This is a genomic window from Streptomyces sp. NBC_01352 (genome assembly GCF_036237295.1).
Lineage (GTDB): Bacteria > Actinomycetota > Actinomycetes > Streptomycetales > Streptomycetaceae > Streptomyces > Streptomyces plumbiresistens.
This window is the reverse complement of the sequence record NZ_CP108354.1, coordinates 3,715,710-3,738,897: the sequence shown is the minus strand read 5'-3', so window position 1 is coordinate 3,738,897 and position 23,188 is coordinate 3,715,710. Positions and strand designations below refer to the sequence as shown.

At 70.5% G+C, this 23,188-nt stretch carries 19 protein-coding genes and 1 pseudogene; 16 read left to right on the top strand and 4 right to left on the bottom strand.

Annotation, left to right across the window (positions count from 1 at the left end):
* Positions 1–168 precede the first annotated feature (168 nt).
* From OG252_RS17270 to OG252_RS17255, 4 genes are read left to right on the top strand one after another with little or no spacing between them, the layout of a single operon-like run.
* Positions 169–1,074, top strand: a complete 906-nt coding sequence (locus tag OG252_RS17270; RefSeq protein WP_329337072.1) for an ABC transporter ATP-binding protein — start codon at positions 169–171, stop codon at positions 1,072–1,074.
* On the top strand, positions 1,071–1,820 hold the full coding sequence (locus OG252_RS17265) for an ABC transporter permease (protein WP_329337071.1): 750 nt from the start codon (positions 1,071–1,073) through the stop codon (positions 1,818–1,820). The genes OG252_RS17270 and OG252_RS17265 overlap by 4 nt, the downstream gene beginning before the upstream one ends.
* Positions 1,821–1,845: 25 nt before the next feature.
* Positions 1,846–3,099 (top strand): sensor histidine kinase, encoded by a 1,254-nt coding sequence (locus OG252_RS17260; RefSeq protein WP_266433592.1) that lies wholly within the window; start codon positions 1,846–1,848, stop codon positions 3,097–3,099.
* Entirely contained in the window at positions 3,089–3,733 is a 645-nt protein-coding gene (locus tag OG252_RS17255) for a response regulator transcription factor (protein WP_329337069.1), read from the top strand. Before OG252_RS17260 ends, OG252_RS17255 begins: the two co-directional genes overlap by 11 nt.
* 162 nt (positions 3,734–3,895) lie before the next feature.
* Here the strand turns inward: OG252_RS17255 and glgX are convergent, their stop codons facing one another.
* Positions 3,896–6,133, bottom strand: coding sequence for a glycogen debranching protein GlgX (gene glgX, locus OG252_RS17250; protein ID WP_266433588.1), 2,238 nt, complete (start codon positions 6,131–6,133; stop codon positions 3,896–3,898).
* Positions 6,134–6,285: 152 nt separating this feature from the next.
* On the opposite strand from glgX, the gene OG252_RS17245 reads away from it, so the two are divergent.
* The 7 genes from OG252_RS17245 to OG252_RS17215 all read left to right on the top strand — a co-directional run bounded on the left by OG252_RS17245 (position 6,286) and on the right by OG252_RS17215 (position 13,723).
* Positions 6,286–7,530 (top strand): L,D-transpeptidase, encoded by a 1,245-nt coding sequence (locus OG252_RS17245; protein ID WP_329337065.1) that lies wholly within the window; start codon positions 6,286–6,288, stop codon positions 7,528–7,530.
* Between the two features lie 164 nt (positions 7,531–7,694).
* Entirely contained in the window at positions 7,695–8,963 is a 1,269-nt protein-coding gene (locus OG252_RS17240) for a L,D-transpeptidase (RefSeq protein WP_443068407.1), read from the top strand.
* Positions 8,964–9,405: 442 nt separating this feature from the next.
* Positions 9,406–10,173 carry an enoyl-CoA hydratase/isomerase family protein gene (locus tag OG252_RS17235; RefSeq protein ID WP_266433583.1) on the top strand — a complete coding sequence of 256 codons (768 nt, stop codon included), beginning with the start codon at positions 9,406–9,408 and terminating at the stop codon, positions 10,171–10,173.
* A 262-nt stretch (positions 10,174–10,435) separates the two neighbouring features.
* Entirely contained in the window at positions 10,436–10,939 is a 504-nt protein-coding gene (locus OG252_RS17230) for an ATP-binding protein (RefSeq protein ID WP_266433581.1), read from the top strand.
* An 82-nt stretch (positions 10,940–11,021) separates the two neighbouring features.
* Positions 11,022–11,822 (top strand): polysaccharide deacetylase family protein, encoded by an 801-nt coding sequence (locus OG252_RS17225; RefSeq protein ID WP_329337060.1) that lies wholly within the window; start codon positions 11,022–11,024, stop codon positions 11,820–11,822.
* Complete coding sequence (locus OG252_RS17220; protein ID WP_329337058.1) at positions 11,822–13,018, top strand: YncE family protein; 1,197 nt, start codon at positions 11,822–11,824, stop codon at positions 13,016–13,018. Before OG252_RS17225 ends, OG252_RS17220 begins: the two co-directional genes overlap by 1 nt.
* Positions 13,019–13,108: 90 nt before the next feature.
* Positions 13,109–13,723 carry an ADP-ribosyltransferase gene (locus tag OG252_RS17215; protein WP_329337056.1) on the top strand — a complete coding sequence of 205 codons (615 nt, stop codon included), beginning with the start codon at positions 13,109–13,111 and terminating at the stop codon, positions 13,721–13,723.
* On the opposite strand, the gene OG252_RS17210 is transcribed toward OG252_RS17215, so the two are convergent.
* Positions 13,677–14,369: a GNAT family N-acetyltransferase gene (locus OG252_RS17210; protein ID WP_329337054.1), complete on the bottom strand. Its 693-nt coding sequence runs from the start codon at positions 14,367–14,369 to the stop codon at positions 13,677–13,679. The genes OG252_RS17215 and OG252_RS17210 overlap by 47 nt on opposite strands.
* A 45-nt stretch (positions 14,370–14,414) precedes the next feature.
* Here OG252_RS17210 and OG252_RS17205 point away from each other — a divergent pair.
* Together OG252_RS17205 and OG252_RS17200 are read left to right on the top strand one after the other, a co-directional pair.
* A pseudogene (locus OG252_RS17205) lies at positions 14,415–15,309 on the top strand (helix-turn-helix domain-containing protein).
* Between the two features lie 50 nt (positions 15,310–15,359).
* Complete coding sequence (locus OG252_RS17200) at positions 15,360–15,572, top strand: EF-hand domain-containing protein (protein WP_266433573.1); 213 nt, start codon at positions 15,360–15,362, stop codon at positions 15,570–15,572.
* Between the two features lie 67 nt (positions 15,573–15,639).
* Here the strand turns inward: OG252_RS17200 and OG252_RS17195 are convergent, their stop codons facing one another.
* A complete protein-coding gene (locus OG252_RS17195) occupies positions 15,640–16,560 on the bottom strand; it encodes an AraC family transcriptional regulator (protein ID WP_329337052.1) in 921 nt (306 codons plus the stop codon).
* A gap of 101 nt (positions 16,561–16,661) precedes the next feature.
* Here OG252_RS17195 and OG252_RS17190 point away from each other — a divergent pair, with 101 nt between their 5' ends.
* Together OG252_RS17190 and OG252_RS17185 are read left to right on the top strand one after the other, a co-directional pair.
* Entirely contained in the window at positions 16,662–17,669 is a 1,008-nt protein-coding gene (locus tag OG252_RS17190; RefSeq protein ID WP_329337050.1) for a zinc-dependent alcohol dehydrogenase family protein, read from the top strand.
* A gap of 69 nt (positions 17,670–17,738) precedes the next feature.
* A complete protein-coding gene (locus OG252_RS17185) occupies positions 17,739–18,473 on the top strand; it encodes an NADPH-dependent F420 reductase (RefSeq protein WP_329337048.1) in 735 nt (244 codons plus the stop codon).
* 31 nt (positions 18,474–18,504) lie between these two features.
* On the opposite strand, the gene OG252_RS17180 is transcribed toward OG252_RS17185, so the two are convergent.
* The gene (locus OG252_RS17180) at positions 18,505–19,062 is read right to left on the bottom strand and encodes a glycoside hydrolase family 25 protein (protein ID WP_329337046.1); all 558 of its coding nucleotides are present in this window, start codon (positions 19,060–19,062) and stop codon (positions 18,505–18,507) included.
* A 303-nt stretch (positions 19,063–19,365) separates the two neighbouring features.
* Here OG252_RS17180 and OG252_RS17175 point away from each other — a divergent pair, with 303 nt between their 5' ends.
* A complete protein-coding gene (locus OG252_RS17175; RefSeq protein WP_329337044.1) occupies positions 19,366–23,073 on the top strand; it encodes a LamG domain-containing protein in 3,708 nt (1,235 codons plus the stop codon).
* Positions 23,074–23,188 lie beyond the last annotated feature (115 nt).

The following is a 23,188-nucleotide window of genomic DNA, read 5'->3' as shown; positions in this document are numbered from 1 at the left end:
CGAGTTTTGGCCGGACCAGGATCGGCCGCTGGTCCTACGACCTGCGTGTTCGAGGGGCCGTACAGCGGGGACGCGGGGGGTCGTACGGCGGCATCAGCCGATCGGCTGATGCCGCTTCGAGCGCGACGGCCGATGCCCTCGCCCCGCGTCCGCCGCGACGCTGATGCCATGCCTGTCATCGAAGTGACCGACCTGCGCAAGTCCTACGCCGGCCGCCCCGTCGTCGACGGTGTCTCCTTCGTCGTCGAGGAAGGCGAGATCTTCGGCGTCCTCGGCCCGAACGGGGCCGGCAAGACCACCACCGTCGAGTGCGTCGAGGGGCTGCGGGTCCCCGACGCCGGCCGTGTCCGGGTGACCGGCCTCGACCCCGTCGCCGAGCACGAGGCCACCCGCCGGGTGCTCGGCGCGCAGCTCCAGGAGAGCGAGCTGCAGGCCAGGCTCACCGTCCGCGAGGCGCTGGAGCTGTACGCGGCCTTCTATCCCCGCCCGCTGGACTGGCGGCCCCTGGCCGAACGCCTCGGCCTGACCGCCAAGCTGACCACCCGGTTCGCGAAGCTCTCCGGTGGCCAGAAGCAGCGCCTGTTCATCGCGCTCGCACTCATCGGCAATCCCCGGATCGTCGTCCTGGACGAGCTGACCACCGGCCTCGACCCGCGGGCCCGCCGGGACACCTGGGAGCTGATCGAGGACATCCGGGCGAACGGCGTCACCGTCCTCCTTGTCACCCACTTCATGGAGGAGGCACAGCGCCTGTGCGACCGGATCGCCGTGATCGACAAGGGTCGGATCGCCGCCCTGGACACCCCGGCCGGCCTCATCCGCCGCTCGGCCGGCGCCACCGTCATCAGCTTCACCCCGTCCGCCCCGCTCGACGACCGTGACCTGAACGCGCTGCCCGCGCTCGCGTCGATCGAGCACAAGGACGGCCGGATCACCCTCTCCGGCACCGACGAGACGGTCAACGCGGTCATCACCCTGCTCGCCCGGTGCCACATCACCGCCCACCAACTCCGCGTCACCGACGCCACCTTGGACGACGCGTTCCTCGACCTCACGAAGGAGGCAGCGGCATGAGCACGGCCGTCGTCAACAGCGCCGTACTGAAAGGCGAGTTCCGCCTCCTGAGGCGCGAGCCCGGCAGCCTCTTCTGGATCCTGCTGTTCCCCGTCCTCCTGCTGGTGATCCTCGGCTCCATCCCGTCCTTCCGCGACCCCGACCCGGCCCTCGACGGACTGCGCGTGATCGACGTCTACGTCCCGGTGACCGTGCTGCTCGGACTGCTCGTCGGCGGGATCCAGGCGATGCCGCAGACCCTCACCGGCTATCGCGAGCGCGGCATCCTGCGCCGGATGTCCACCACACCCGTCCGACCCGTCGCCCTGCTGTCCGCGCAGATGCTGGTGTACGGCGCGGCCGCGCTGGCGTCGGCGCTGCTCGCCCTCGTGGCCGGCCGGCTCGTCTTCGACGTACGACTGCCCGAGCAGCCCTTCGGATACGCCGTGGCCCTGCTGCTGACCGTCCTGGCCACCCTCGCGCTGGGCGCGGTGATCTGCGCCCTGTCCCCGACGACGAAGGTCGCGGGCGCCATCGGGTCCGCCGTGTTCTTCCCGGCGATGTTCTGCGCGGGTGTGTGGATGCCGGTGCAGACCATGCCGGACGTGCTGGCCCGGATCGTCGAGTACACGCCGTTCGGCGCCGCCTCGCAGGCCCTGAACCAGGCGGCGGCGGGGGACTGGCCGGGCTGGGGCCACCTGGGCGTGCTGGTGGCCTGGACGGTGCTGTTGACGGCCGGGGCCGCGCGCTGGTTCCGCTGGGAGTAGGCGAAGTCCCGTGCAGACTGGGGAGATGACCGCGGCGGACCGGCGGATCGACCGCCGTCAGGACCAGTTCCACACCTGGGGCGTCTACGGGCTGCTCGTTGTCTCCGCCCTCCTTGCGGCGGTCGCGAGCGACCTGATGGCGGGCCCCGCCGAGTGGTACGCGGCCGGGGCGCTGGTGGTCGCGGCGGCGGTGCTTCAGCTGTGGCACGGGCCACGCCACGGCCGCCGGACCCCGTCCCGCCGCGGGACCGTCTACTACGTCCTGCGCTGGGCGATCTCCTTCGCCCTCACCTGGCTGAACCCGCTCTTCGGGTTCTACGCGTCCACCGGCTACCTCGACGCCGACGAACTGATCCCCGGAACGCGCCGGCAGCGGCTCGGTCTGTTCGCCACCAGCGTCGTGGTGGCGAGCTCGCAGGCCGGCGGGATGCCGTTCCACAGCCCCGTCCAGTGGGCGCTGTTCGGCGTGATGCTGGTCACGATGAACGTACTGCTGATGGTGGCGGGCCACTTCGCCCAGCAGGAGGAGCAGCGCTCCCGCGACCGCGCCGCCACCATCGTCGAACTCGAACGCACCAACACGGCCCTGCAGCAGGCGCTCGACGAGAACGCCGCCCTGCACGCCCAACTCCTCGTCCAGGCAAGGGAGGCCGGGGTCGCCGACGAACGCCGCCGCCTCGCCGCCGAGATCCACGACACCATCGCCCAGGGCCTGACCGGCATCATCGCCCAGCTCCAGGTCGTCGCGAACGCCCCCGACCTCGACATCGCCCGCACCCACCTGGAACGCGCCTCCGCCCTGGCCCGCGACAGCCTGGGCGAGGCCCGCCGCTCCGTGCACAACCTCGCCCCGGTGGCGCTGACGAACGACGGACTGCCCGAAGCCCTGAAGAACACGGTCGCGGAATGGGGCGAACGCACGGGCATACGCGCCGAGTTCACGGTGACGGGGCCGGCGGAACACTTCCACGAGGAGGTCGCGGCGACCTTGCTGCGCATCGCCCAGGAGGCTCTCTCCAACGCCTCCCGGCACGCCCGTGCCACCCGCCTCGGCGTCACCCTCACCTTCCTCGGCGACGAGGTGATCCTCGACATCCGCGACGACGGCCGCGGCTTCGACCCCCTCGCCGACCGCGCCCGCACCCGCACCGGCGGCTTCGGCCTCGACGGCATGCGCGCCCGCGCCGAACGCGTCGCGGGCACCCTCACGGTCGAGTCCGAGCCGGGGCACGGTACGGCGGTGTCGGCTCGCGTACCGTTGGTCCGCCATGACCGATGACGCACCCGTCACCCTGCTGATCGTCGACGACCATCCCGTCGTACGGGACGGTCTGCGCGGCATGTTCGAGTCGGCGCCCGGCTTCCGCGTCCTCGGCGAGGCGTCGAACGGCGTCGAGGCGCTGGAGCAAGCCGCCGCCCTCGACCCCGACGTGATCCTGATGGACCTGCGCATGCCGGGCGGGGGCGGGGTGGACGCCATCCGGGAGCTGACCCGCCGCGGCGCCCGCGCCAAGGTCCTCGTCCTGACCACGTACGACACCGACTCCGACACCCTCCCCGCGATCGAGGCGGGCGCGACGGGCTACCTCCTGAAGGACGCCCCCCGCGACGAACTCTTCACCGCGGTCCGCGCGGCCGCGGAAGGCCGTACCGTCCTCTCCCCGGCCGTCGCCTCCCGCCTGGTCTCCGCGGTCCGCACCCCCAGGGCCCCCGGCAAGGAGCCGCTGTCCGCCCGCGAACGCGAGGTACTGGCCCTGGTCGCCCGGGGCACCTCCAACCGCGAGATAGCCCGCGAACTCTTCATCAGCGAGGCCACCGTCAAGACCCACCTCACCCACCTCTACGCCAAGCTGGGCGTCAAGGACCGCGCGGCAGCAGTGGCAACGGCCTACGACCGGGGGATCCTCGGCTGACTGCGCCGCCCCGGGACGCGGCCGCGCCCGGCGGTAGAGCAGGGTGGGGCCCGGGGCGCAGCCGCGTCCCGGGCGGGTGCAGGGGACGCAGTCCCCGGCGGGGCCGAAGGGGCGGAGCCCCTGGAGGATGGGACGGGTAGGGGCGGCGGGGGCGCAAAACTCTCAGCCGACCACCTTCAGCAGCAGTACCGCCCGCGCCGGCACCGTGATCACCGCGCCCGCCCGGTGTTCGACCCCGGGTGCGTCTGCCTGTTCCTCCCTCGACGTGTCCACCACCACCTCGTACCGCTCCGCCCACGGCGGCCCCGGCAGCGTGAAGCTCGCGGGCCGGTCCCCGGCGTGCAGGACGGCGAGGAAACTGTCGTCGAGGATCGGGGCGCCGCGCTCGTCGCGGCCGGGGATGTCCCGGCCGGAGAGGTACATGCCGAGGGTGGCGGCGGGGGCGTACCAGTCCCGTTCCGTCATCTCCGTGCCGCGTGCCGTGAACCAGGCCAGGTCCCGCAGACCGTCCGCCGAGTGCGCCCGCCCGGAGAAGAAGGCGCGGCGGCGGAGCACGGGGTGGCGGTGGCGCAGGTCGATCAGGCGGGCGGTGAGGTCGAACAGGTGCTTCCAGCCGGGGTCCTCCAGCAGGCTCCAGTCGACCCAGCTGATCTCGTTGTCCTGGCAGTACGCGTTGTTGTTGCCGCGCTGGGTGCGGCCCAGCTCGTCGCCCGCGACCAGCATCGGCACGCCCGTCGACAGCAACAGGGTCGTCAGCAGGTTCCGCAACTGGCGGCGCCGCAGAGCCCGTACGCGCTCGTCGTCCGTCTCCCCCTCCGCCCCGCAGTTCCACGACCGGTTGTCGTCCGTCCCGTCCCGGTTGCCCTCGCCGTTGGCCTCGTTGTGCTTGCGCTCGTACGAGACGAGGTCCCGCAGCGTGAAACCGTCGTGCGCGGTGATGAAGTTGACCGAGGCGTACGGCCGGCGCCCGCCCCAGGCGTACAGGTCGCTCGACCCCGACAGGCGGTAGCCCAGGTCGCGTACGTCCGGCAGCGCACCCCGCCAGAAGTCCCGTACGGCGTTGCGATAGCGGTCGTTCCACTCCGTCCACAGAGGCGGGAAGGCCCCGACCTGATAGCCCCCGGAGCCGACGTCCCACGGCTCGGCGATCAGCTTCACCCGCCGCAGCACCGGGTCCTGCGCGATCACGGCGAGGAACGGCGACAGCATGTCGACGTCGTGCATCGAGCGGGCCAGCGCGGCGGCCAGGTCGAAGCGGAAGCCGTCCACGCCCATCTCGGTCACCCAGTAGCGCAGCGAGTCGGTGATGAGCCTGAGGACGTGCGGCTGCACCACGTGCAGGGTGTTGCCGCAGCCCGTGTAGTCGGCGTACCGGCGGGCGTCCGACTGGAGGCGGTAGTAGCCGCGGTTGTCGATGCCCTTCAGGGACAGCGTCGGGCCGAGCTCGCCCGCCTCCGCCGTGTGGTTGTAGACCACGTCGAGGATGACCTCGATGCCGGCCTCGTGCAGCGCGTGCACCATGCGCTTGAACTCGCCGACCTGCTGTCCCGTCGTACCGGAGGCGGCGTAGGACGCGTGCGGCGCGAAGTAGCCGATCGAGTTGTAGCCCCAGTAGTTCTTGAGGCCCTTGCGCAGCAGATGGTCCTCGTGCGCGAACTGGTGGACCGGCAGCAGCTCGACGGCCGTGACGCCCAGCTTCACCAGGTGCTCGATCGCCGCCGGATGCGCCAGCCCGGCGTACGTGCCCCGCAGCTCCTCGGGGATGCCCGGGTGCAGCCGCGTGAAGCCCCGCACATGCACCTCGTAGATCACCGAGTCCGCCCACGGCGTCTTCGGGCGGTGGTCGTCCGCCCAGTCGTCGTCATCGTGGACCACGACACCCTTCGGGACGAACGGCGCCGAGTCCCGGTCGTCGCGCACGGTGTCCGCCACGTGCTGCTGGGGCCAGTCCCGAACGTGCCCGTACACCTCCGGCGGGAGACTGAAGTCGCCGTCCACCGCGCGGGCGTACGGGTCCAGGAGCAGCTTCGCCGGGTTCCAGCGACCGCCGGTCCACGGATCCCAGCGGCCCTGCACCCGGTAGCCGTAGCGCTGACCGGGCATCACGCCCGGCACGAAGCCGTGCCAGATCTCATGGGTCAGCTCGGTCAGCCGGGCCCGCGTCTCCTTGCCCGCCTCGTCGAACAGGCAGAGCTCGACCGCCTCCGCCCCGCCCGCCCACAGCGCGAAGTTGGTGCCCGCCACCCCGTCCGGGCCGACCCGGAACCGGGCGCCCAGCGGCGTGGGCGCCCCCGGCCGCACGGGCACGGCCGGCGGTGGCGCGGTGCGGCGCGCGCCGTTGACGACGGCGGCGGTGCGACCGTCCTCGGCCACCGCCTCCTGCTCGGCTGCGCTGGACACCTGTCAGCCTCCCACGGCTCGTGGAACGACGTGGGAAAGGGCAGGTGACGTCCCGGCCACGGCACCCCCTCGCGTCGTTCTCCCCACTGTTCTGCCCAGAGCTGCGGTCGCACTCACGTTTCCCCGAAGCAGGCGCCGTCGTTGGGCACGCCGTGAGGCACGTAACTGGGCGCGCACGGCGCGTGGGGGTCGCACTGGCCACCGTACTGACATGGGCAGGACTGCTGGCCGGGGCCACCGGCTGCACTACCGACGGCAGGGGCGCCGTCGACCTCGGCGGGCTCGGCAAACCCCCGTCACCGAAGGACATCATCAGGATCACGCCCGACGACGGCACCAAGGGGGTACGGCCCGAGGAGAAACTCCGGGTCCGGGTGCCCGAGGGGCGACTGGAGTCGGTCAAGGTCGTCACATCCCAGGACGCCCAGGAGTCCCCGGTGCCCGGGCATCTCTCCGAGGACGGCCTGAGCTGGGAACCCGACGACGAGAAGCTCGCGCTGGCCGCCAAGTACACGATCGACGCGGTCGCCCTGGACGGCCACGGCCGCCGTTCGGCGCGCCACACCACCTTCACGACGCACGTCCCCGACGAGCGCTTCATCGGATACGTCACCCCGGAGAACCGCTCCACCGTCGGCACCGGAATGATCGTCTCCCTGGAGTTCAACCGGGAGATCGAGCACCGCGCTGCCGTCGAACGGGCGGTCCACGTCACCGCGAATCCGCCCGTCGAGATCCGCCCGCACTGGTTCGGCAACGGCCGCCTGGACTTCCGCCCCGAGCAGTACTGGAAGCCCGGCACCCAGGTCACGGTCAGCCTGCGGCTGAGGGACGTCGAAGGAGCCCCCGGCGTCTACGGCCTCCAGTACAAGACCTTCTCCTTCACCATCGGCCGCAGCCAGGTCTCCCTGGTCGACGCGGCCGAGCACACCATGGAGGTCCGGCGGGACGGCGACCTGCTGGCCACCGTGCCGATCACGGCCGGCGCCCCGAAGACCACGACGTACAACGGCAGGATGGTCGTCACCGAGATGCTCGAGGTGACCCGGATGAACGGCGCCACGGTCGGCTTCAAGAAGAAGAACGGCAAGGGCGAGTACGACATCCCGGACGTCCCGCACGCCATGCGCCTGACCGACTCCGGCACCTTCCTGCACGGCAACTACTGGGCGCCGGACGCCTTCGGCCGGGTCAATGTCAGCCACGGCTGCGTCGGCCTCAGGGACGTGAAGGGCGGCGGTGCGGACACGCCCGCGGGCTGGTTCTTCGACCGCAGCCTCATCGGGGACGTCGTCGAGGTCGTCCACAGCAATGACAAAAAGGTCGCTCCCGACAACGGGCTCGGAGGGTGGAATATGGGCTGGAACGAGTGGAAGGCGGGCAGTGCGCTGAAGTGACCCGACAGGGGGCGGGTTGCTCCAACGTTCCGTTGAAGTCGGTACGGAACAGTGACAATCATGAGCCGCCGACGCCGCTGACCTTGTGGTTACTATGCGCCGGTGCGCGTGCTGGTACGCGCGGGGGAGCGGGGGCCGGACCAGGCCCCGCGAGGGGAGAAGAGTTGAACGTGCGACCGATATCGGGGGCGTCGGTTGACGCGCGGGTGCGACACGGCCGGGGGTTGTCGGCGCTGATACTCGGCGTCCTGCTGCTGGCCGTCACCGCGTGCGGCGGGGGCGGCGGCTCCGACTCGGGGGGCGGGTCCGGGAAGGGCAAGGGCGAGGACAAGAGTTCGTCCCAGGCGGAGACCGAGCAGTCGCAGGCCGTCGTCTCCATAGCCCCGAAGGACGGCGCCAAGTCCGTCGACACCAGCGGCGCCCTCAAGGTCAGCGCCGCCAAGGGCGAGTTGACCCAGGTCGAGGTCAAGGACGCCAAGGGCGCCGAGATAGCCGGGAAGATCACCGGCAACGGCGCCACCTGGACGCCGTCCACGCATCTCGCCGCCGCCACCAAGTACACGGTGCACGCGGTCGCGAAGGACTCCGAGGGCCGCGAGGCCGCCGAGGACTCCAGCTTCACCACCCTGACGCCCGAGAACACGTTCGTCGGCAGCTTCACCCCCGAGGACGGCTCGAAGGTCGGCGTCGGAATGCCGTTCTCCGTCCGCTTCACCCGGGGCATCACCAACCCGGCCGACGTCGAGAACGCCATCAGCATCAAGACCGAGCCGGCCGTCGAGGTCGAGGGCCACTGGTTCGGCAACGACCGCCTGGACTTCCGCCCCGAGGAGTACTGGAAGGAAGGCACCAAGGTCACCGTCGACCTCAACCTCGACGGCGTCGAGGGCCGCGACGGCGTCTACGGCAAGCAGGACAAGACCATCTCCTTCACCATCGGCCGCAACCAGGTCTCCGTGGTCGACGTCAAGAAGCTCACGATGAAGGTCATGCAGGACGGCAAGGTCGTCAAGACCATCCCGGTCACCACCGGCAAGCCCGGCATGGAGACCTGGAACGGCCAGATGGTCATCAGCGAGCGGCTCACGGTGACCCGTATGAACGGCGCGACGGTCGGCTACACCGACGCCGACGGCAAGGGCGAGTACGACATCAAGGACGTCCCGCACGCCATGCGCCTGACCACGTCCGGCACCTTCATCCACGGCAACTACTGGGGCGGCGGCGCCTTCGGCAACTACAACGCCAGCCACGGCTGCATCGGCCTGCGCGACGTGCGCGGTGGCTACGACAGCGGCGTGCCGGCGGCCTGGTTCTTCAACCACTCGATGATCGGTGACGTGGTGACCGTGAAGAACTCCAACGACGCGACGGTCGCGCCCGACAACGGGTTCAACGGCTGGAACATGTCGTGGGAGAAGTGGAAGGCCTAGGACTTCCCGTAGGGGTACGGCCCTGGTGTGAGGTACGGCACCGGGGCCTGGGGGCAACCGGGTGTGACCCACGGCACCGAACCAGTTGCCGTTAGTCCCCGTGCTGTGTCTGTCTGGGGGACAACCCCCAGACCCCCGGCCGGGTGTGATCCACGGCACTGAACCAGTTGCCGTTAGTCCCCGTGCTGTGTCTGCTTGGGGGACAACCCCCAGACCCCCGGCCGGGTGTGACCCACGGCACCGAACCAGTTGCCGTTAGTCCCCGTGCTGTGTCTGCTTGGGGGACAACCCCCAGACCCCCGGCCGGGTGTGATCCACGGCACCGAACCAGTTGCCGTTAGTCCCCGTGCTGTGTCTGTCTGGGGGACAACCCCCAGACCCCCGGCCGGGTGTGATCCACGGCACCGAACCAGTTGCCGTTAGTCCCCGTTAACCTGCCTGCATGACCGTGAATCTCGAAGTCGCCGAGGGCGTTGGCACGATCCGCCTCGACCGCCCGCCCATGAACGCGCTGGACGTCGCCACGCAGGACCGGCTCAAGGAGCTGGCGGAGGAGGCGGCCCGCCGGGACGACGTGCGGGCCGTGGTGATCTACGGCGGGGAGAAGGTGTTCGCGGCCGGCGCGGACATCAAGGAGATGCAGGCCATGGACCACACGGCGATGGTCCTGCGCGCCCGCGACCTGCAGGACTCGTTCACGGCGGTGGCCCGGATCCCCAAGCCGGTGGTGGCGGCGGTGACGGGTTACGCGCTGGGCGGCGGCTGTGAGTTGGCGCTGTGCGCGGACTTCCGCATCGCCGCCGAGAACGCCAAGCTGGGCCAGCCCGAGATCCTGCTGGGCCTGATCCCGGGCGCGGGCGGTACACAGCGCCTGTCCCGGCTGATCGGCCCTTCCAAGGCGAAGGACCTGATCTTCACCGGCCGCATGGTGAAGGCGGACGAGGCGCTGACCCTGGGCCTGGTGGACCGCGTGGTGCCCGCCGACGAGGTCTACACGCAGGCCCACGCGTGGGCGGCGAAGCTGGCGCAGGGCCCGGCGATCGCGCTGCGCGCGGCGAAGGAGTCGATCGACACCGGCCTGGAGACCGACCTCGATACCGGTCTGGCCGTCGAACGGAACTGGTTCGCGGGTCTGTTCGCCACGGAGGACCGCGCACGTGGGATGAAGAGCTTCGTGGAAGAAGGCCCCGGCAAGGCGAAGTTTCTCTGAACCGCTTGCAATTGACGCCGTGTCTGATGCGGGTCCCTCGATGGGGCGGTTTATGGGAGCCTTAAGGCAACCTTAAGTCTGCCTTGTCGAGGGAGCCTGTCGATTGCCGCCCACGGAGCCTCCGCCGCAGGTCGGACGGGCTGTTCCGGGCACCGAAGTGCCATCGGCATATGCCGGACGACCCGCGCGGAATGACCGATTCCGGGGGGCGTATTCGTCAGGAACGGCCCCGGAGGGCCCTTTCGGCGGCCATGATGGGGGCATGGCGGGGCTGGAGGGTATCGAACAGCCGCGGGGAGAGAGCCGTGCGACCGCGGCGCGCTGGTCTCCGACGGTCGAGGACGAACACGCACTCAAGGCGCTCGAACTGTTCGGCAACCCCACGGAGGCGGAGGTTCCGCTGCCGTCCCGCCCCGAGTCCGCGGCCACGGCCCGCCGGCTGGCCCAGGTCGTCGTCCTCCGCCAGTGGGGCCTCACCCCCAAGATGACGGAAGACGCGGTCTTACTTGTCTCCGAACTCGTCGGCAACGCCGTACGCCACACCGGTGCCCGCGTCTTCGGCCTCCGCATGCGCCGCCGCCGCGGCTGGATCCGCGTCGAGGTCCGCGACCCGTCCCGGGGCCTGCCCTGCCTGATGCCGGTCCAGGAGATGGACATCAGCGGGCGGGGCCTGTTCCTGGTGGACAAGCTCTCCGACCGCTGGGGCGTGGATCTGCTCCCGCGAGGCAAGACGACCTGGTTCGAGATGAGGGTGGCGGACCGCTGAGGGCGGAGCCCGCTGGTGCGGGGCGACCCGCACCAGCCGCCGTTCGGACGAATCGCCCACTTTCCCCCGTAACCCCCCTTAAATGGGGCGGGTGACCACGACCGACCGCCGTACGGCACTCCGCGCAGGCGCCACCTTCGTCACCGCAGGTGCCCTCGCCACCGGCTGCGCGACCCACGGCGCAGTCGCCCACCCGGACCCCGCCACCGAAAGGCCCTCCCCAAAAGCCAAAGCCAGAGCCAGAGCCACATCCGAAGCCCCCGTCCCCCGCCACTTCCCGACCCACCCCGCCCAGCTCACCCACGGCCCCCGCGCCCACCCCCGCATCGCCCTCACCTTCCACGGCGGCGGCGACCCCACCACCGCCCGGGCCCTCCTCGCCGAAGCCGAACGACACGACGCCCACGTCACCGTCCTCGCCGTCGGCACCTGGCTCGACGAACACCCCGCCCTCGCCCGCCGCATCCTCGACGGCGGCCACGACCTGGGCAACCACACCCTCCGCCACCTCGACATCAACACCATGTCCGAGGCGGACGCCCAGGCGGAGATCACCGGCTGCGCCGAGCGCCTCCAGCGCCTCACCGGATCCATCGGCACCTGGTTCCGCCCCTCCCGCGCCGCCCGCGCCTCCCCCCTCGTCGAGCGCCTGGCGCACACCGCGGGCTACCCGCACGTCCTCTCCTACGACGTCGACTCCCTCGACTTCACCTCGCCCGGCGCCGGAGCCGTCACCCGCAAGGTCCTCGGCGAGATCCGCAACGGATCCGTGGTGAGCCTGCACTTCGGGTACGCGGACACGGTCGCCGCACTCCCCGCCGTACTGGAAGAACTCGACCGCCGCTCACTGCGCGCGGTCACCACCACGGAGCTGCTGAGCTGATGCACCGCAACCGCAACCTCACCACGAGCACCCTCGCCGCCCTGACCGCCCTCACCGCCCTCAGCGCGCTCGCCGCCTGCGGCACCGAGACGACCAGGGACCGTACCGGCGACACCGGGGTCACCGAGGCAGCCGTACCCGCCCCGCCGAAGAGGAAGACGGTGCGGGGCCTGCCCGGCATGCCGCCCGTCCTCGACCCGGAGGACGTGTACGCGGCCGACCGCCCGAACAAGCTCTCCCCGGTGGTCAAGGACTTCCCGTCCCGGGTCTACGTCCCCAACACCGAGTCCGACACCGTCTCGGTGATCGATCCGAAGACGTACGAGATCATCGAGACGATCCCGGTCGGACGGCAGCCCCAACACGTCGTCCCCTCCTGGGATTTGAAGACCCTCTGGGTCAACAACAACCGCGGCCACACCCTCACCCCGATCGACCCGAGGACCGGGAAGGCGGGCAAGCCGGTCGAGGTCCACGACCCGTACAACCTCTACTTCACGCCCAACGGCAGGTACGCCGTCGTGATGGCCTCCCTCGACCGCGAACTCGTCTTCCGCGACCCGCACACCATGAAGACGATCAAGACGGAGCCGGTGACCTGCTACGGCGTCAACCACGCCGACTTCTCCATCGACGGCAGGTACTTCATCGTCTCCTGCGAGTTCAGCGGCGAACTCCTCAAGGTCGACACGGAGAAGATGAAGGTCGTCGGACAGCAGAAGCTCCCGTTCGACGGCGCCATGCCGCAGGACGTGAAGATCTCGCCGGACGGCAAGCGGTTCTACATCGCGGACATGATGGCCGACGGCATGTGGGTCCTGGACGGCGACAAGTTCACCGAGCCGAAGCTCCTGCCCACCGGCAAGGGCACCCACGGCCTCTACATCAGCCGCGACTCCCGCGAGATGTACGTCTCCAACCGCGGCGAAGGCACCGTCTCCGTCTTCGACTTCACCCAGAACAAGCTCACCAAGAAGTGGCACCTGCCCGACGGCGGCAGCCCCGACATGGGCGGCGTCTCCGCCGACGGCAAGGTCCTGTGGCTGTCGGGGCGTTACGACTCCGAGGTGTACGCCATCGACACCCGTACCGGCACCCAGCTCGCCCGCGTCCCCGTCGGCAGCGGCCCGCACGGCCTCGCGGTCTACCCGCAGCCGGGCCGCTACTCGCTGGGCCACACGGGCATCTTCCGCTGAACCAAGGGGAATTGACCCGCGGTCAGCTGACACGCCGCCGCACGAGTGAGGATCCCCGACGCGCCACCGCGGAGCCGGGATCGTGCTCCCATGATCACAACTCGCCTGCGGCGGCGCGCCGCTGCCGCCGCCCTGTCCCTCGCGGCCGTCCTCGCGACGACGGCCGCGACCACTCCCCGGCAGCCCGCCGCCCCTGCCCCCACCGAGGCTGCCGCCGCTCCCGCCTGCCCCCAGTTCGACGACCCGGTCGAGGCCGCCGTCGACCACCGCGTCGACGTCCGCCGCATCACCCCCGACCCGGTCTGGCGCAAGACCTGCGGCACGCTCTACCGCAGCGACGGCCGCGGCCCGGACATCGTCTTCGAGCAGGGCTTCCACCCGAAGGACGTCGTCAACGGCCAGTACGACATCGAGAAGTACGTCCTGGTCAACCAGCCCTCCCCGTACGTCTCCACGACGTACGACCACGACCTGTACAAGACGTGGTGGAAGGCCGGCTACAACTACTACATCGACGCCCCCGGCGGCGTGGACGTCAACAAGACCATCGGCGACACCCACAAGTGGGCCGACCAGGTCGAGGTCGCCTTCCCCGGCGGCATCGCGCGGAAGTACGTCATCGGGGTCTGTCCGGTCGACAAGAAGACCAAGGTCGAGATCATGAGCGACTGCGAGAGCAACCCGTACTACGAGCCCTGGCACTGAGCAGCAGCGCCTCCGCGCCCACGGGCCGGTAGCCGGCCGCCTGGAACGCCCGCGTGCTGCGGGCGTTCCCCGGCGCCACCTGCGCCCACAGCGGCTCCGTGACGAGATGCCGGGCCGCCGTCACCAGGGCCCGGCCCAGCCCTCGGTGGCGGGCCCCTTCGTCCACCTCGACGGAGACCTCCGCCCGCCCGGCGACCCCTCGCCCGATCACCAGCACACCGCCGTCCGCCGTCCACGCGCGCACCTCGTCGCGCCGCCCGCGGGCGTACTCGATCCGCGGATGCCCGGTGTCCGCGATCTCCTCGAGCGCGAGCGGCGGCTCGCCCGGCAGGGGCGAGCCGACCAGCAGCGCGTCGATCGTCTCGCTCGTACGCCCCGTCCGCTCCATGAAGGCCGTCAGGAACCGCGCGTTCATCGTCGCCGCGAGGGCGTCGCACGGCACGGCGTCCAGCGTGTCGTACACCCATTGCGGATCCTCGTCCGTGAAGACGACGGAGTGCGCCGTGAAGGAGAGGACGCCCGCGTCCCGGTGGGACGCCTGGGCCACGACCGTCGTACGGCCGTCCGCCGGCGGGAAGACGCCCCGCGCCGCCGCGTCGAGAATGTCCCGCAAGGTCTCCGCCACGACCGCCCCCATCGTGCCCATCGCGCCCTTGAGTCTCCACCCACTGGATGGCCCAGACTCGCAGACATGATCGACGACGGCACCGGACTTTTCACCATCGGCGAGCTGGCCCGGGCGACCGGGCTGACCGTGCGCACCATCCGCTACTGGTCGGACGAGGGCGCCCTGCCCCCGGTGACCCGGTCGACGGGCGGATACCGGCTGTACGACGCCGCGTCCGTCGCCCGCCTGGAGCCTATCCGCACCCTGCGTGAGCTGGGCCTCGGCCTGGACGACGTACGCAAGGTGCCGGCCGGGGAGACCACGGTCGCGCAGGTCGCGGCCGCGCACGTGGCGGCGCTGGACGCGCAGATCCTCCCCCAGAGGGGGCCCCAGCTGAAGGTGACCCGTGCGGTGCTGTCGACCGTGGCGCGACGCGGTTCGACCGCAGAGGAGATGACATTGATGCTGTGTTTTCTGGGGGATACCCCCAGACCCCCGAACTGGCACGGCTGTCGGCGGCCGAGCGGAGGCGGATCGTCGAGGAGTTCGTGGCGGAGATCTTCGACGGTCTCGACACCGCCGACCCCGACATCCGCACCCGCCTGCGGTTCCACGCCGCCGAACTGCCCGACGACCCCACCGCCGAGCAGGTCGACGCCTGGGTGGAGCCGGCCGAGCTGATGCAGGACTCGGAGTTCCGGGCGCTGATGGGTTCATCAGCCGCCTGGTGCCGCTCGCGGGGGAAGCCCTGCGCGAGGACGTCGCCCCCGACGCCCCGGAGGCCGACGAGGTCCTGCGCGGCCTGCTCGGAGACGCCGACCGGGCTGCCGTACTGGAGCGGCTGACCGCGGCATCGAACGAACGGGTCGCTCGCTACCGTCAGTTGTCGGCCGTCGTGAACGGGCTCGGTCGTCAGCCGGCGTACGAGGAGGGGTTCGCGTGGGTGGTCGCCGCTCTGCGCGCGCACCCGGACCGTTAATCTGACCTTCGTCAGCAAGACTGCAAGGTACGAGATAAAGGGGCGAATCGGTGGCGGACATCGAAGAAGCACGCAAGCATTTCCAGCGGATCGACACTGACGGTGACGGCTTCATCACCGCCGCCGAGTTCAAGACCGCCCTGGCCCAGCAGGGCGACTGGAATGTCACCGAGTCGGTCGCCGAGGTCATCATCAAGTCCCGTGACCTCAACGGGGACAAGGTCCTGTCGTTCGAGGAGTTCTGGACCTACCTGAGCAAGTGACGCGAGCGGTGAAGGGGGCGCCATAGGTCGCCATGGGTCGCCATGGGTGCCCCCTTTTCCTGCCGGGTCATGAGGCCCGCCTGCGGTACTGCCCCGGCGCCACCCCGTACTCCCGCTTGAAGGCCTTGGCGAAGGCGAACTCCGAGGCGTATCCGGTGCGTTGGGCGACCTGGCGGAGCGGGAGGTCGTCCGTGCGCAGCAGCCGGCCGGCCGTCGTCATGCGCCACCAGGTGAGGTACGCCAGCGGCGGCTCGCCCACCAGCGCGGCGAACCGGCGCGCGAAGGCCGCGCGGGACAGGCCGCCTCGGGCGCCGAGCTCCTCCACCGTCCAGGGGTGGGCCGGGTCGCCGTGGATCGCGCGCAGCGCCGCCGCGACGGCCGGGTCGGCGAGCGCGGCCGCCCAGCCGGTCGGCTGCCCGGTGCCGTGCCGCTCGCCCTGCCACCACGCCCGCAGGATGTACAGCAGCAGGGTGTCGAGGAGCGAGGCGACGACGGTGTCCGCTCCCGGCTGCGCCTCCTCCAACTCCGCGCCCAGCAACTCGACCGCCGCCCGCAGCGAGCGATGGGCGCCGACCCGGGCGGGCAGGTGCACGACCTCCGGCAGCTCGGTGAGCAGGGGGTGGGCGCGGCTGCGGTCCAGCAGGTAGGCGCCGCAGAGCATGACCGTGTCCGGGGGTGCGTCCCGTTCGGGGGACGGCAGTTCGGGCCACGCCCCGTCCGGATCCAGCCGTACGAGGTCCATCTCCACGTCGGGACCACTGGCGAGCGCGTGCCCGCGCCCGTGCGCCAGGAAGGCCACGTCACCGGGCCCGAGCGCGACCGGGTCGCCCTCCGCCGGGACCAGCCACGCCGACCCGCGCAGCACGACATGGAACCCGGCACCGTCCGAGGGCTCGAAGCGGGTGCCCCAGGGGGCGAGATAGTCCCGGCGCCCGGAGTGCGGCCGCCCGGAGCGCATCGCGGCGACGGCGTCGCTGAGAACGTCCATGTCCTCACCGTAGCCGCGAGGTCGAGGAGGAAGACGTACGGACAGGAAAGCGAGATCGGTGGACATGGATCGTCTCGCCCTCGGGTCCTAGCGTCTTCGGTATGCCAACTACCGCACGCACCGTGCTTTTTCATGAGATCGGCGGACCCGAGGTACTGAAGATCGAGGACGTGCCCGTCCCCGAACCCGGCCCCCGCCAAGTGGCCCTACGCATAGAGGCGTTGGGACTGAATCGCGCCGAAGCCCTCTTCCGGGCCGGGACCTACTACTACCAGCCCGCGCTTCCGGCCTCCCGCCTCGGCTACGAGGCCTCCGGCGTCGTCGAGGCGGTCGGCGAGGGAGTCACCGAACTCGCCGTCGGCGACCCCGTGATGACGGGCCCCGGGATCGAGATGAGCGCGCAGGGCGTGTACGCGGAGCGGGTCGTCCTCCCCGAGACCGCGGTCGTACGACGGCCCGCGTCCGTGGACGGGGTCACCGGGGCCGCGGCCTGGCTGACGTACACGACGGCGTACGGCGCCCTGCTGGAAACCGCGGGCCTGAAGCCCGGCGACCACGTCCTCATCACCGGCGCGTCCAGCGGGGTCGGCACCGCCGCGATCCAGGTGGCGCGCCGCATCGGCGCGATCCCGCTCGCCACGACGCGCAGCGAGGAGAAGCGGCGGCAACTCCTCGAGCTGGGCGCGGCGGAAGTGATCGTCTCGGGGGAGCCGGACGGCGGCTCGGAGGCCGTCGCGAAGGAGGTCAGGCGACTCACCGGCGGCCACGGCGCCCAGGTGATCTTCGACGCGATCGGCGGCCCCGCCTTCCGCCCGCTCGCCGACGCACTCGCCGAGGGCGGATCCGTGCTGGTCTACGGCTGGCTGGACCGCCGACCCGCGGAGATCCCCTGGAACTGGCCGTTCACCATCCACACGTACGCGAACATGACCCTCACCGCCACCCCCGGCGGCCGCCGCCGTTCCACCGCGTTCCTCAACGCCGGACTGGCCGACGGCGGGTTCCGCCCGGTCGTGGCCGAGGTCTTCGACGGCCTCGACCGGATCCAGGACGCCCACCGGCTGATGGAGTCGAATCGGCACACGGGCAAGATCGTCGTGCGGGTCTGAGGCCACCCGCCGCCCGCCACCCGTTCGGCGCGGTGTGGAACAGCTCGCCCTTCCCGGAGGTTGGTGTCCGTGTCCGAAGAACCGGACAACGGGACCACCGGAGCCGAAGGCTCCGCGGCGCACCTGCGAAAGGCGAGGCACGGCATGAAGATCGGCATCATCGGCGCGGGCAACATCGGCGGCAACCTCACCCGGCGGCTCACCGCCCTCGGACACCACGTCTCCGTGGCCAACTCCCGCGGCCCGCACACCCTTACCGCACTCGCCGAGGAGACGGGCGCGACCCCCGTACCGGTGGAGGAGGCGGCCCGCGGCGCCGAGATCGTCATCGTCGCGATCCCCGTGAAGGCGGTACCGGACCTGCCCGCCGGTCTGCTCGACGAGGCGGCGGACGGCGTCGCGGTGGTCGACACCGGCAACTACTATCCCCAGCGCGACGGCAAGATCGCGCAGATCGACGACGAGGGCCTCACGGAGAGCCGCTGGACACAGCGGCAGCTCGACCACCCCGTGATCAAGGCCTTCAACGGTACCTACGCCCAGGACATCCTGGACCGCCCGCGTCCGGCCGGCGCCCCCGACCGCCTGGCACTGCCGGTCGCGGGCGACGACGAGGCGGCGAAGCGCAAGGTGCGGGCCCTCATCGACGAACTCGGCTTCGACACGGTCGACGCGGGCGGCCTCGACGACTCCTGGCGCCAGCAGCCGGACACCCCGGTGTACGGGCTGCGGGCGGGCATCGACGGCGTCACGAAGGCCCTGGCCGAGGCCGGCCCGGAGCGCAAGCCGGAGCTCCGCGGATAGGTCACGCGACCCCGAGTGGCGGGGCGGCCCGTCAGGCGCCCTCGGCCCACTCGCGCAGCGCCGCCTTGCTCGCGAAGTCCGCCACGTTCTTGTCCAGCGGGTCGTCGGTGTACTGGTGGAAGCGCCACTTCGCCTTGATGCGCGGCTTGCCCGCGGTGACGTAGTCGGCGATCCACAGGCCGTCGCCCGCGTAGGACGTGGTGTCGATGTTCAGCCAGTAATTGCGATTGCAATACAAGATCACCCTGTTGTTCGGCCGCAGCGCCCGCACCTTGCGAATGAAGCTGTCCTTCTCCGCGTTGGTGGCGTGCGTGCCGTCGCCGGTCGTCTCCCAGTCGACGGCCAGGATGTCGCCCGTCTTCTCCGGGGCCTTGCTGACGAAGTACTCGGCCTGCGCGGTGAGGTTGCCCGGCCAGAGGAAGTGGTAGAAGCCGACGACCAGGCCGGCGTCGCGGGCCCGCTTCGTCTGGGCGGCGAGTTTCGAGTTGACGTACGAACGGCCCTCGGTCGCCTTGATGAAGACGAAGGAGAGGCCGTCCGTGCTGTAGGAGGAGGACTGGTAGGCGCTCACGTCTATGCCGCGCAGCATGGGGACTCCCTGAAGTGCCTGTGGGGGAACAGGAGTTGGCTGTTGCCTGCGGTCCCACCTTGACACGGGTGATCCGCGCCTGCCACGGAAACGCGAGGGACACAGACGCCCCTCGGGGGAAACTTGTGTCGAGGAATATTTCGGCCAAATTCTGTTCCAGGAGGGGTAGTTGGGGCAAATAAGATCTTGATAAGTGTTTTGAGCGGCCTTAGGTTCCTCCCCTGCTGAGCTGTGTGGGAGTTCGGGGTGGGGGCGGGGTTTGTGATCCGGCGTGGGATAGGGCGTGCGCTGAGCGTGATGCTCGTGTCAACGGCCTTGGTGTGCGGTGTAGTTCAGGGTGGGGGCGCGGCCTCTGCGGCCGACGGGGATCTCCTGGACGGCGGGACCGTCGAGGCAGCGCGGTCGCTGGCATCGGCGGAGAAGTCCGAGCCGATGTCCGAGGCGGAGGCTTCGGCGAACGACGGAAGCTCGAAGTCGACACAGGCGGCGCAGGACGCGCTCGCTGCCGCCGAGTCGACCGGCGCGCAGGTGGAAGTGCCAGAACTGCGCACCGAGTACGCGACCACCTACGCCAATCCGGACGGGATCTCCTTCACACTGGAGGATTCCGCTGTCCCGGTGCGCGTGAAGGGCGCGGACGGCTGGAGGACTCCCGACGCCACACTGGAGGCCCGTTCGGACGGGTCGGTCGGGCCGAAGGCCGCGGCCGTCGACCTGTCCTTCTCCGGCGGTGGGGACGGCGAGGACCTCGTGCGGATTGAGCGCGACGGCAGGTCCCTGGGGCTCGGCTGGCCCGGTGAACTGCCCGAGCCGAAGCTGGACGGGAATTCCGCGCTGTACAGCGAGGTGCTGCCTGGTGTGGACCTGCGGCTGACGGCGACCGTCGAGGGCTTCCGCGAGGTGCTGATCGTCAAGTCGGCACAGGCGGCGGCGAGCGAGGCGCTGGCCGAGGTGTCGTTCGCGCTCGAGACGGCCGGCCTGGACGTCCGGGAGACCTCCGCCGGCGGGATGCAGGCGGTGGACGGTGACGGTGTGTCCGTGTTCCGCTCGCCGCAGGCTCAGATGTGGGACTCGGCGGGTGATACTGAACAGACCGCCCACAGCACGCAGTTGATGACCGCCGAGACGGAAGAGACCGCGGACGCCGATGGCGCCTCGACGGCCGACGGCGCCGACGGCCCCTCCGACGGCTCCGCCCTCGCGCTCCTTCCCATCGACGTCACCGACGGCGAGCTGACCCTCACTCCCGACGCGGACCTCATCGAGAACGCCACCTACCCGCTCTACATCGACCCCACGGTCACCTGGTCCGAGGCCGAGCGCACCCTGCTGCGCAGTGACGGTTACGCGGACTACGCCTGGACCAACGGCGACGACAACGAGGGCAAGGGCATGGGGTACTGCGGTACCTATGTCACCGGCGGCTACGCGTACTACTGCGGCTCGGGCTACAAGCAGCGCCTGTACTTCGAGTTCTCGCCCAGCTCGCTGAAGGGCAAGCACATACTGGACGCGACGTTCCGGGTGACCGAGACGTGGTCGATGTCGTGCACCGCGTCCTGGGTGGACCTGACCCGTACGAACGGGATCTCGTCCTCCTCGGACTGGCCGGGGCCGGCCTCGCTGGACCTGATGGTCGACCGGTACGTCTCGGCGGGCCGGGGCAGCGCCTGCGACCCCTCGCAGCCCAGCGCCGAGATCGAGTTCAACGACAACGGGGAGGAGACGAACGAGAACCTCACCTCCACGGTGAGGGCTTTCGCCGCCGGCAAGTTCTCCCGCCTCCCGCTGATGCTGCGCGCCCAGAACGAGTCCGACCCGAACTCCTGGAAGCGGTTCAAGGACAACGCCGTACTGTCGGTGAAGTTCGTCGGACTGCCCGCGACGCCGACCGGCATCGGCATCGTCACGGGTGACGGCACGGTCTGCGAGAGGGACGCCGGTGACCCGGCGATCGTCTCCGACCCGACGCCGTCGCTGGCGGCGACGGCGCAGACCAAGTCGGGCGGCGAGTCGGACGCAAGCCTGAAGATCTACTTCGACATCGACAAGAAGGCCGGCGACGGGACGTGGTCGGACGCCACGGCAGGCAACGGCAATCTGCGTCCGGCCGACGGGGACGGCTATGTCGGTGACGGCAAGAAGGTCACGATCGCCTGGTCCACGCTGAGCGAGGACGTCCTTTACCGGTACCGGGCGTGGACCCGCTCGTACTACAACGACGGTGGCAGCTGGCTGTCCGGCTCCTCGAACGCCTCGACGACCGGCTGGTGCTACTTCGAGGTGGACCCGACCCGGCCGTTGAAGCCGACGATCGCGATCGCGTCCCCGTACTCCCAGTGCACCGCCAACGCGTGTGCGGCGGCCGGTGGTCCGGGCATCGCGGCATCGTTCGCGCTCACCGCTGCGGCCGGAGACGAGAACGTGGCCTACCAGTACAAGCTGTCCACGGACACGGCCTGGTCGTCCCCGGTCAGCGGCAGCAAGGCCACCGTGGCGGTGACCCCTGACACGGAAGGCACCTACCGGCTGTACGCACGGGCCGAGGACAGCCTGGGCCGTTGGGGTGCGCAGAACCTGATCGACTTCAAGGTCTCCGACGGTGAGGCGCCGCAGGCCGAGTGGCACTTCGACGAGGCGTCCGGGGCCGCGCTGGACTCCGCCACCACGGTGGACGCCGACCAGGACACCATGGCGTTGTCGGCGTCGGGCGCCTCGCGCGACGGGCGCGGGCGCCGGGGCACGGACCCGGCCACCGGGGCGCAGGACACCAGTCTTCTCCTGGACGGCACTTCGGGATACGCGGCCACGGACGGGGCGGTGCTCGACACCAGCGGCACGTACACCGTGTCGGCGTGGGTGCGCCTCGACGACATCACCAAGCCGCAGGTGCTTCTCTCGCAGAGCGGTTCGCTCCACAGCCCGTTCTATGTCCTCTACAACCCCACGACCGGCAGGTGGGGCATGGCCACGGTCAGTTCGGACGCCAGCACCGCCACCTCCTCGTACTCCTATATGGCCGCGGCCACGGCTGCGAACAGGTGGACCCATCTGGCCTTCGTCCACAACGCCACCACCAAGACGATGCGGCTGATCGTCAACGGGAGGTGGTACATCGAGAAGGCGATCGCCGGCGGCTGGAGTTCCTCGGGGAATCTGCAGATCGGGCGGGGGCTGTTGGACGGGGTGTACCAGTACCCCCTGGACGGCAGCGTGGACGAGGCCAAGGCATGGCAACGGGCGTTGAGCTTCTCGGAGATCGGCCGGGAGGCCCGTGCTCTGAACCCCGCCACGGGTGACCAGTACGCCGAACTGACCGCGCACTGGGACGCGTCCACGGCCACCGCCGGAGCCACGTCGTTGGCGGACGCCTCCGGTTACGGGCGGACCCTGACGGTCTCGGGCGGCGGTGCCACCGACGGCGAGGCGATCGTCCTGGACGGCACGGACAACGCGGCCTCCTCGGACGGAGTCGTGGACGACACCGGCTCGTTCACCGTGACGACCGTGGTCAGTCCCGACCTCGAGGCGCTCGCCGCGAAGGGCACGGGATACGTCGCCCAGGTGGTCGGCAAACGCGACAAGGACGCGACCTCCAACTGGGGCGTGTTCTTCGAGGTGACCGGAAAGTCGACGGTCGCCGTCGAGACCAGTGACGGGGACATCGTCGAGAAGACGGTGGCGACGGGCTTCTGGCACTTCGGCCGCTACAACGACGACGGCACCTTCACCTCGCAGGTCAGCGAGGAGGCCACCACCGACAGCGGCGAAGTGCGGATCACCGGCGTCTACAGCGCACAGGACGGCACCGCGGCCCTGTACCTCAACGACAACCTCCAGCACACGGCCGTGTCCTACGTGACCGACTTCAGCGCGGAGACCCTGGCCGTGGGCAACGGCTACACCTCCGGCGCCTGGGGACACTTCCTGCCGGGCCTGGTGGGTGAGGTGCGGCTGTGGGCCGGTGCGGCCTCGGACACCGAGCAGATCACCTCCATGCTCGGCGAGTAGGCGTAGGCGAGTAGGCCACTGGTCGACAGCTGCCGGGCGGCGGGGCACCACCCCGCCGCCCGGCAGCCCCGCACGACGACACATCCTTGATCTCTTTCACGCGACACGACGGGGC

Excerpts from the sequence above, each read along its gene's own strand:
- OG252_RS17190 (WP_329337050.1), top strand. The coding sequence starts at position 16,662 with ATGCCAACTACCGCACGCACCGTGCTTTTTCATGAGATCGGCGGACCC.
- OG252_RS17210 (WP_329337054.1), bottom strand. The coding sequence starts at position 14,369 with ATGGGCACGATGGGGGCGGTCGTGGCGGAGACCTTGCGGGACATTCTC.
- OG252_RS17265 (WP_329337071.1), top strand. The coding sequence starts at position 1,071 with ATGAGCACGGCCGTCGTCAACAGCGCCGTACTGAAAGGCGAGTTCCGC.
- OG252_RS17180 (WP_329337046.1), bottom strand. The coding sequence starts at position 19,062 with ATGCTGCGCGGCATAGACGTGAGCGCCTACCAGTCCTCCTCCTACAGC.
- OG252_RS17230 (WP_266433581.1), top strand. The coding sequence starts at position 10,436 with ATGGCGGGGCTGGAGGGTATCGAACAGCCGCGGGGAGAGAGCCGTGCG.
- OG252_RS17220 (WP_329337058.1), top strand. The coding sequence starts at position 11,822 with ATGCACCGCAACCGCAACCTCACCACGAGCACCCTCGCCGCCCTGACC.
- OG252_RS17225 (WP_329337060.1), top strand. The coding sequence starts at position 11,022 with ATGGGGCGGGTGACCACGACCGACCGCCGTACGGCACTCCGCGCAGGC.
- OG252_RS17255 (WP_329337069.1), top strand. The coding sequence starts at position 3,089 with ATGACCGATGACGCACCCGTCACCCTGCTGATCGTCGACGACCATCCC.
- OG252_RS17215 (WP_329337056.1), top strand. The coding sequence starts at position 13,109 with ATGATCACAACTCGCCTGCGGCGGCGCGCCGCTGCCGCCGCCCTGTCC.
- OG252_RS17270 (WP_329337072.1), top strand. The coding sequence starts at position 169 with ATGCCTGTCATCGAAGTGACCGACCTGCGCAAGTCCTACGCCGGCCGC.
- OG252_RS17260 (WP_266433592.1), top strand. The coding sequence starts at position 1,846 with ATGACCGCGGCGGACCGGCGGATCGACCGCCGTCAGGACCAGTTCCAC.
- OG252_RS17235 (WP_266433583.1), top strand. The coding sequence starts at position 9,406 with ATGACCGTGAATCTCGAAGTCGCCGAGGGCGTTGGCACGATCCGCCTC.
- OG252_RS17195 (WP_329337052.1), bottom strand. The coding sequence starts at position 16,560 with ATGGACGTTCTCAGCGACGCCGTCGCCGCGATGCGCTCCGGGCGGCCG.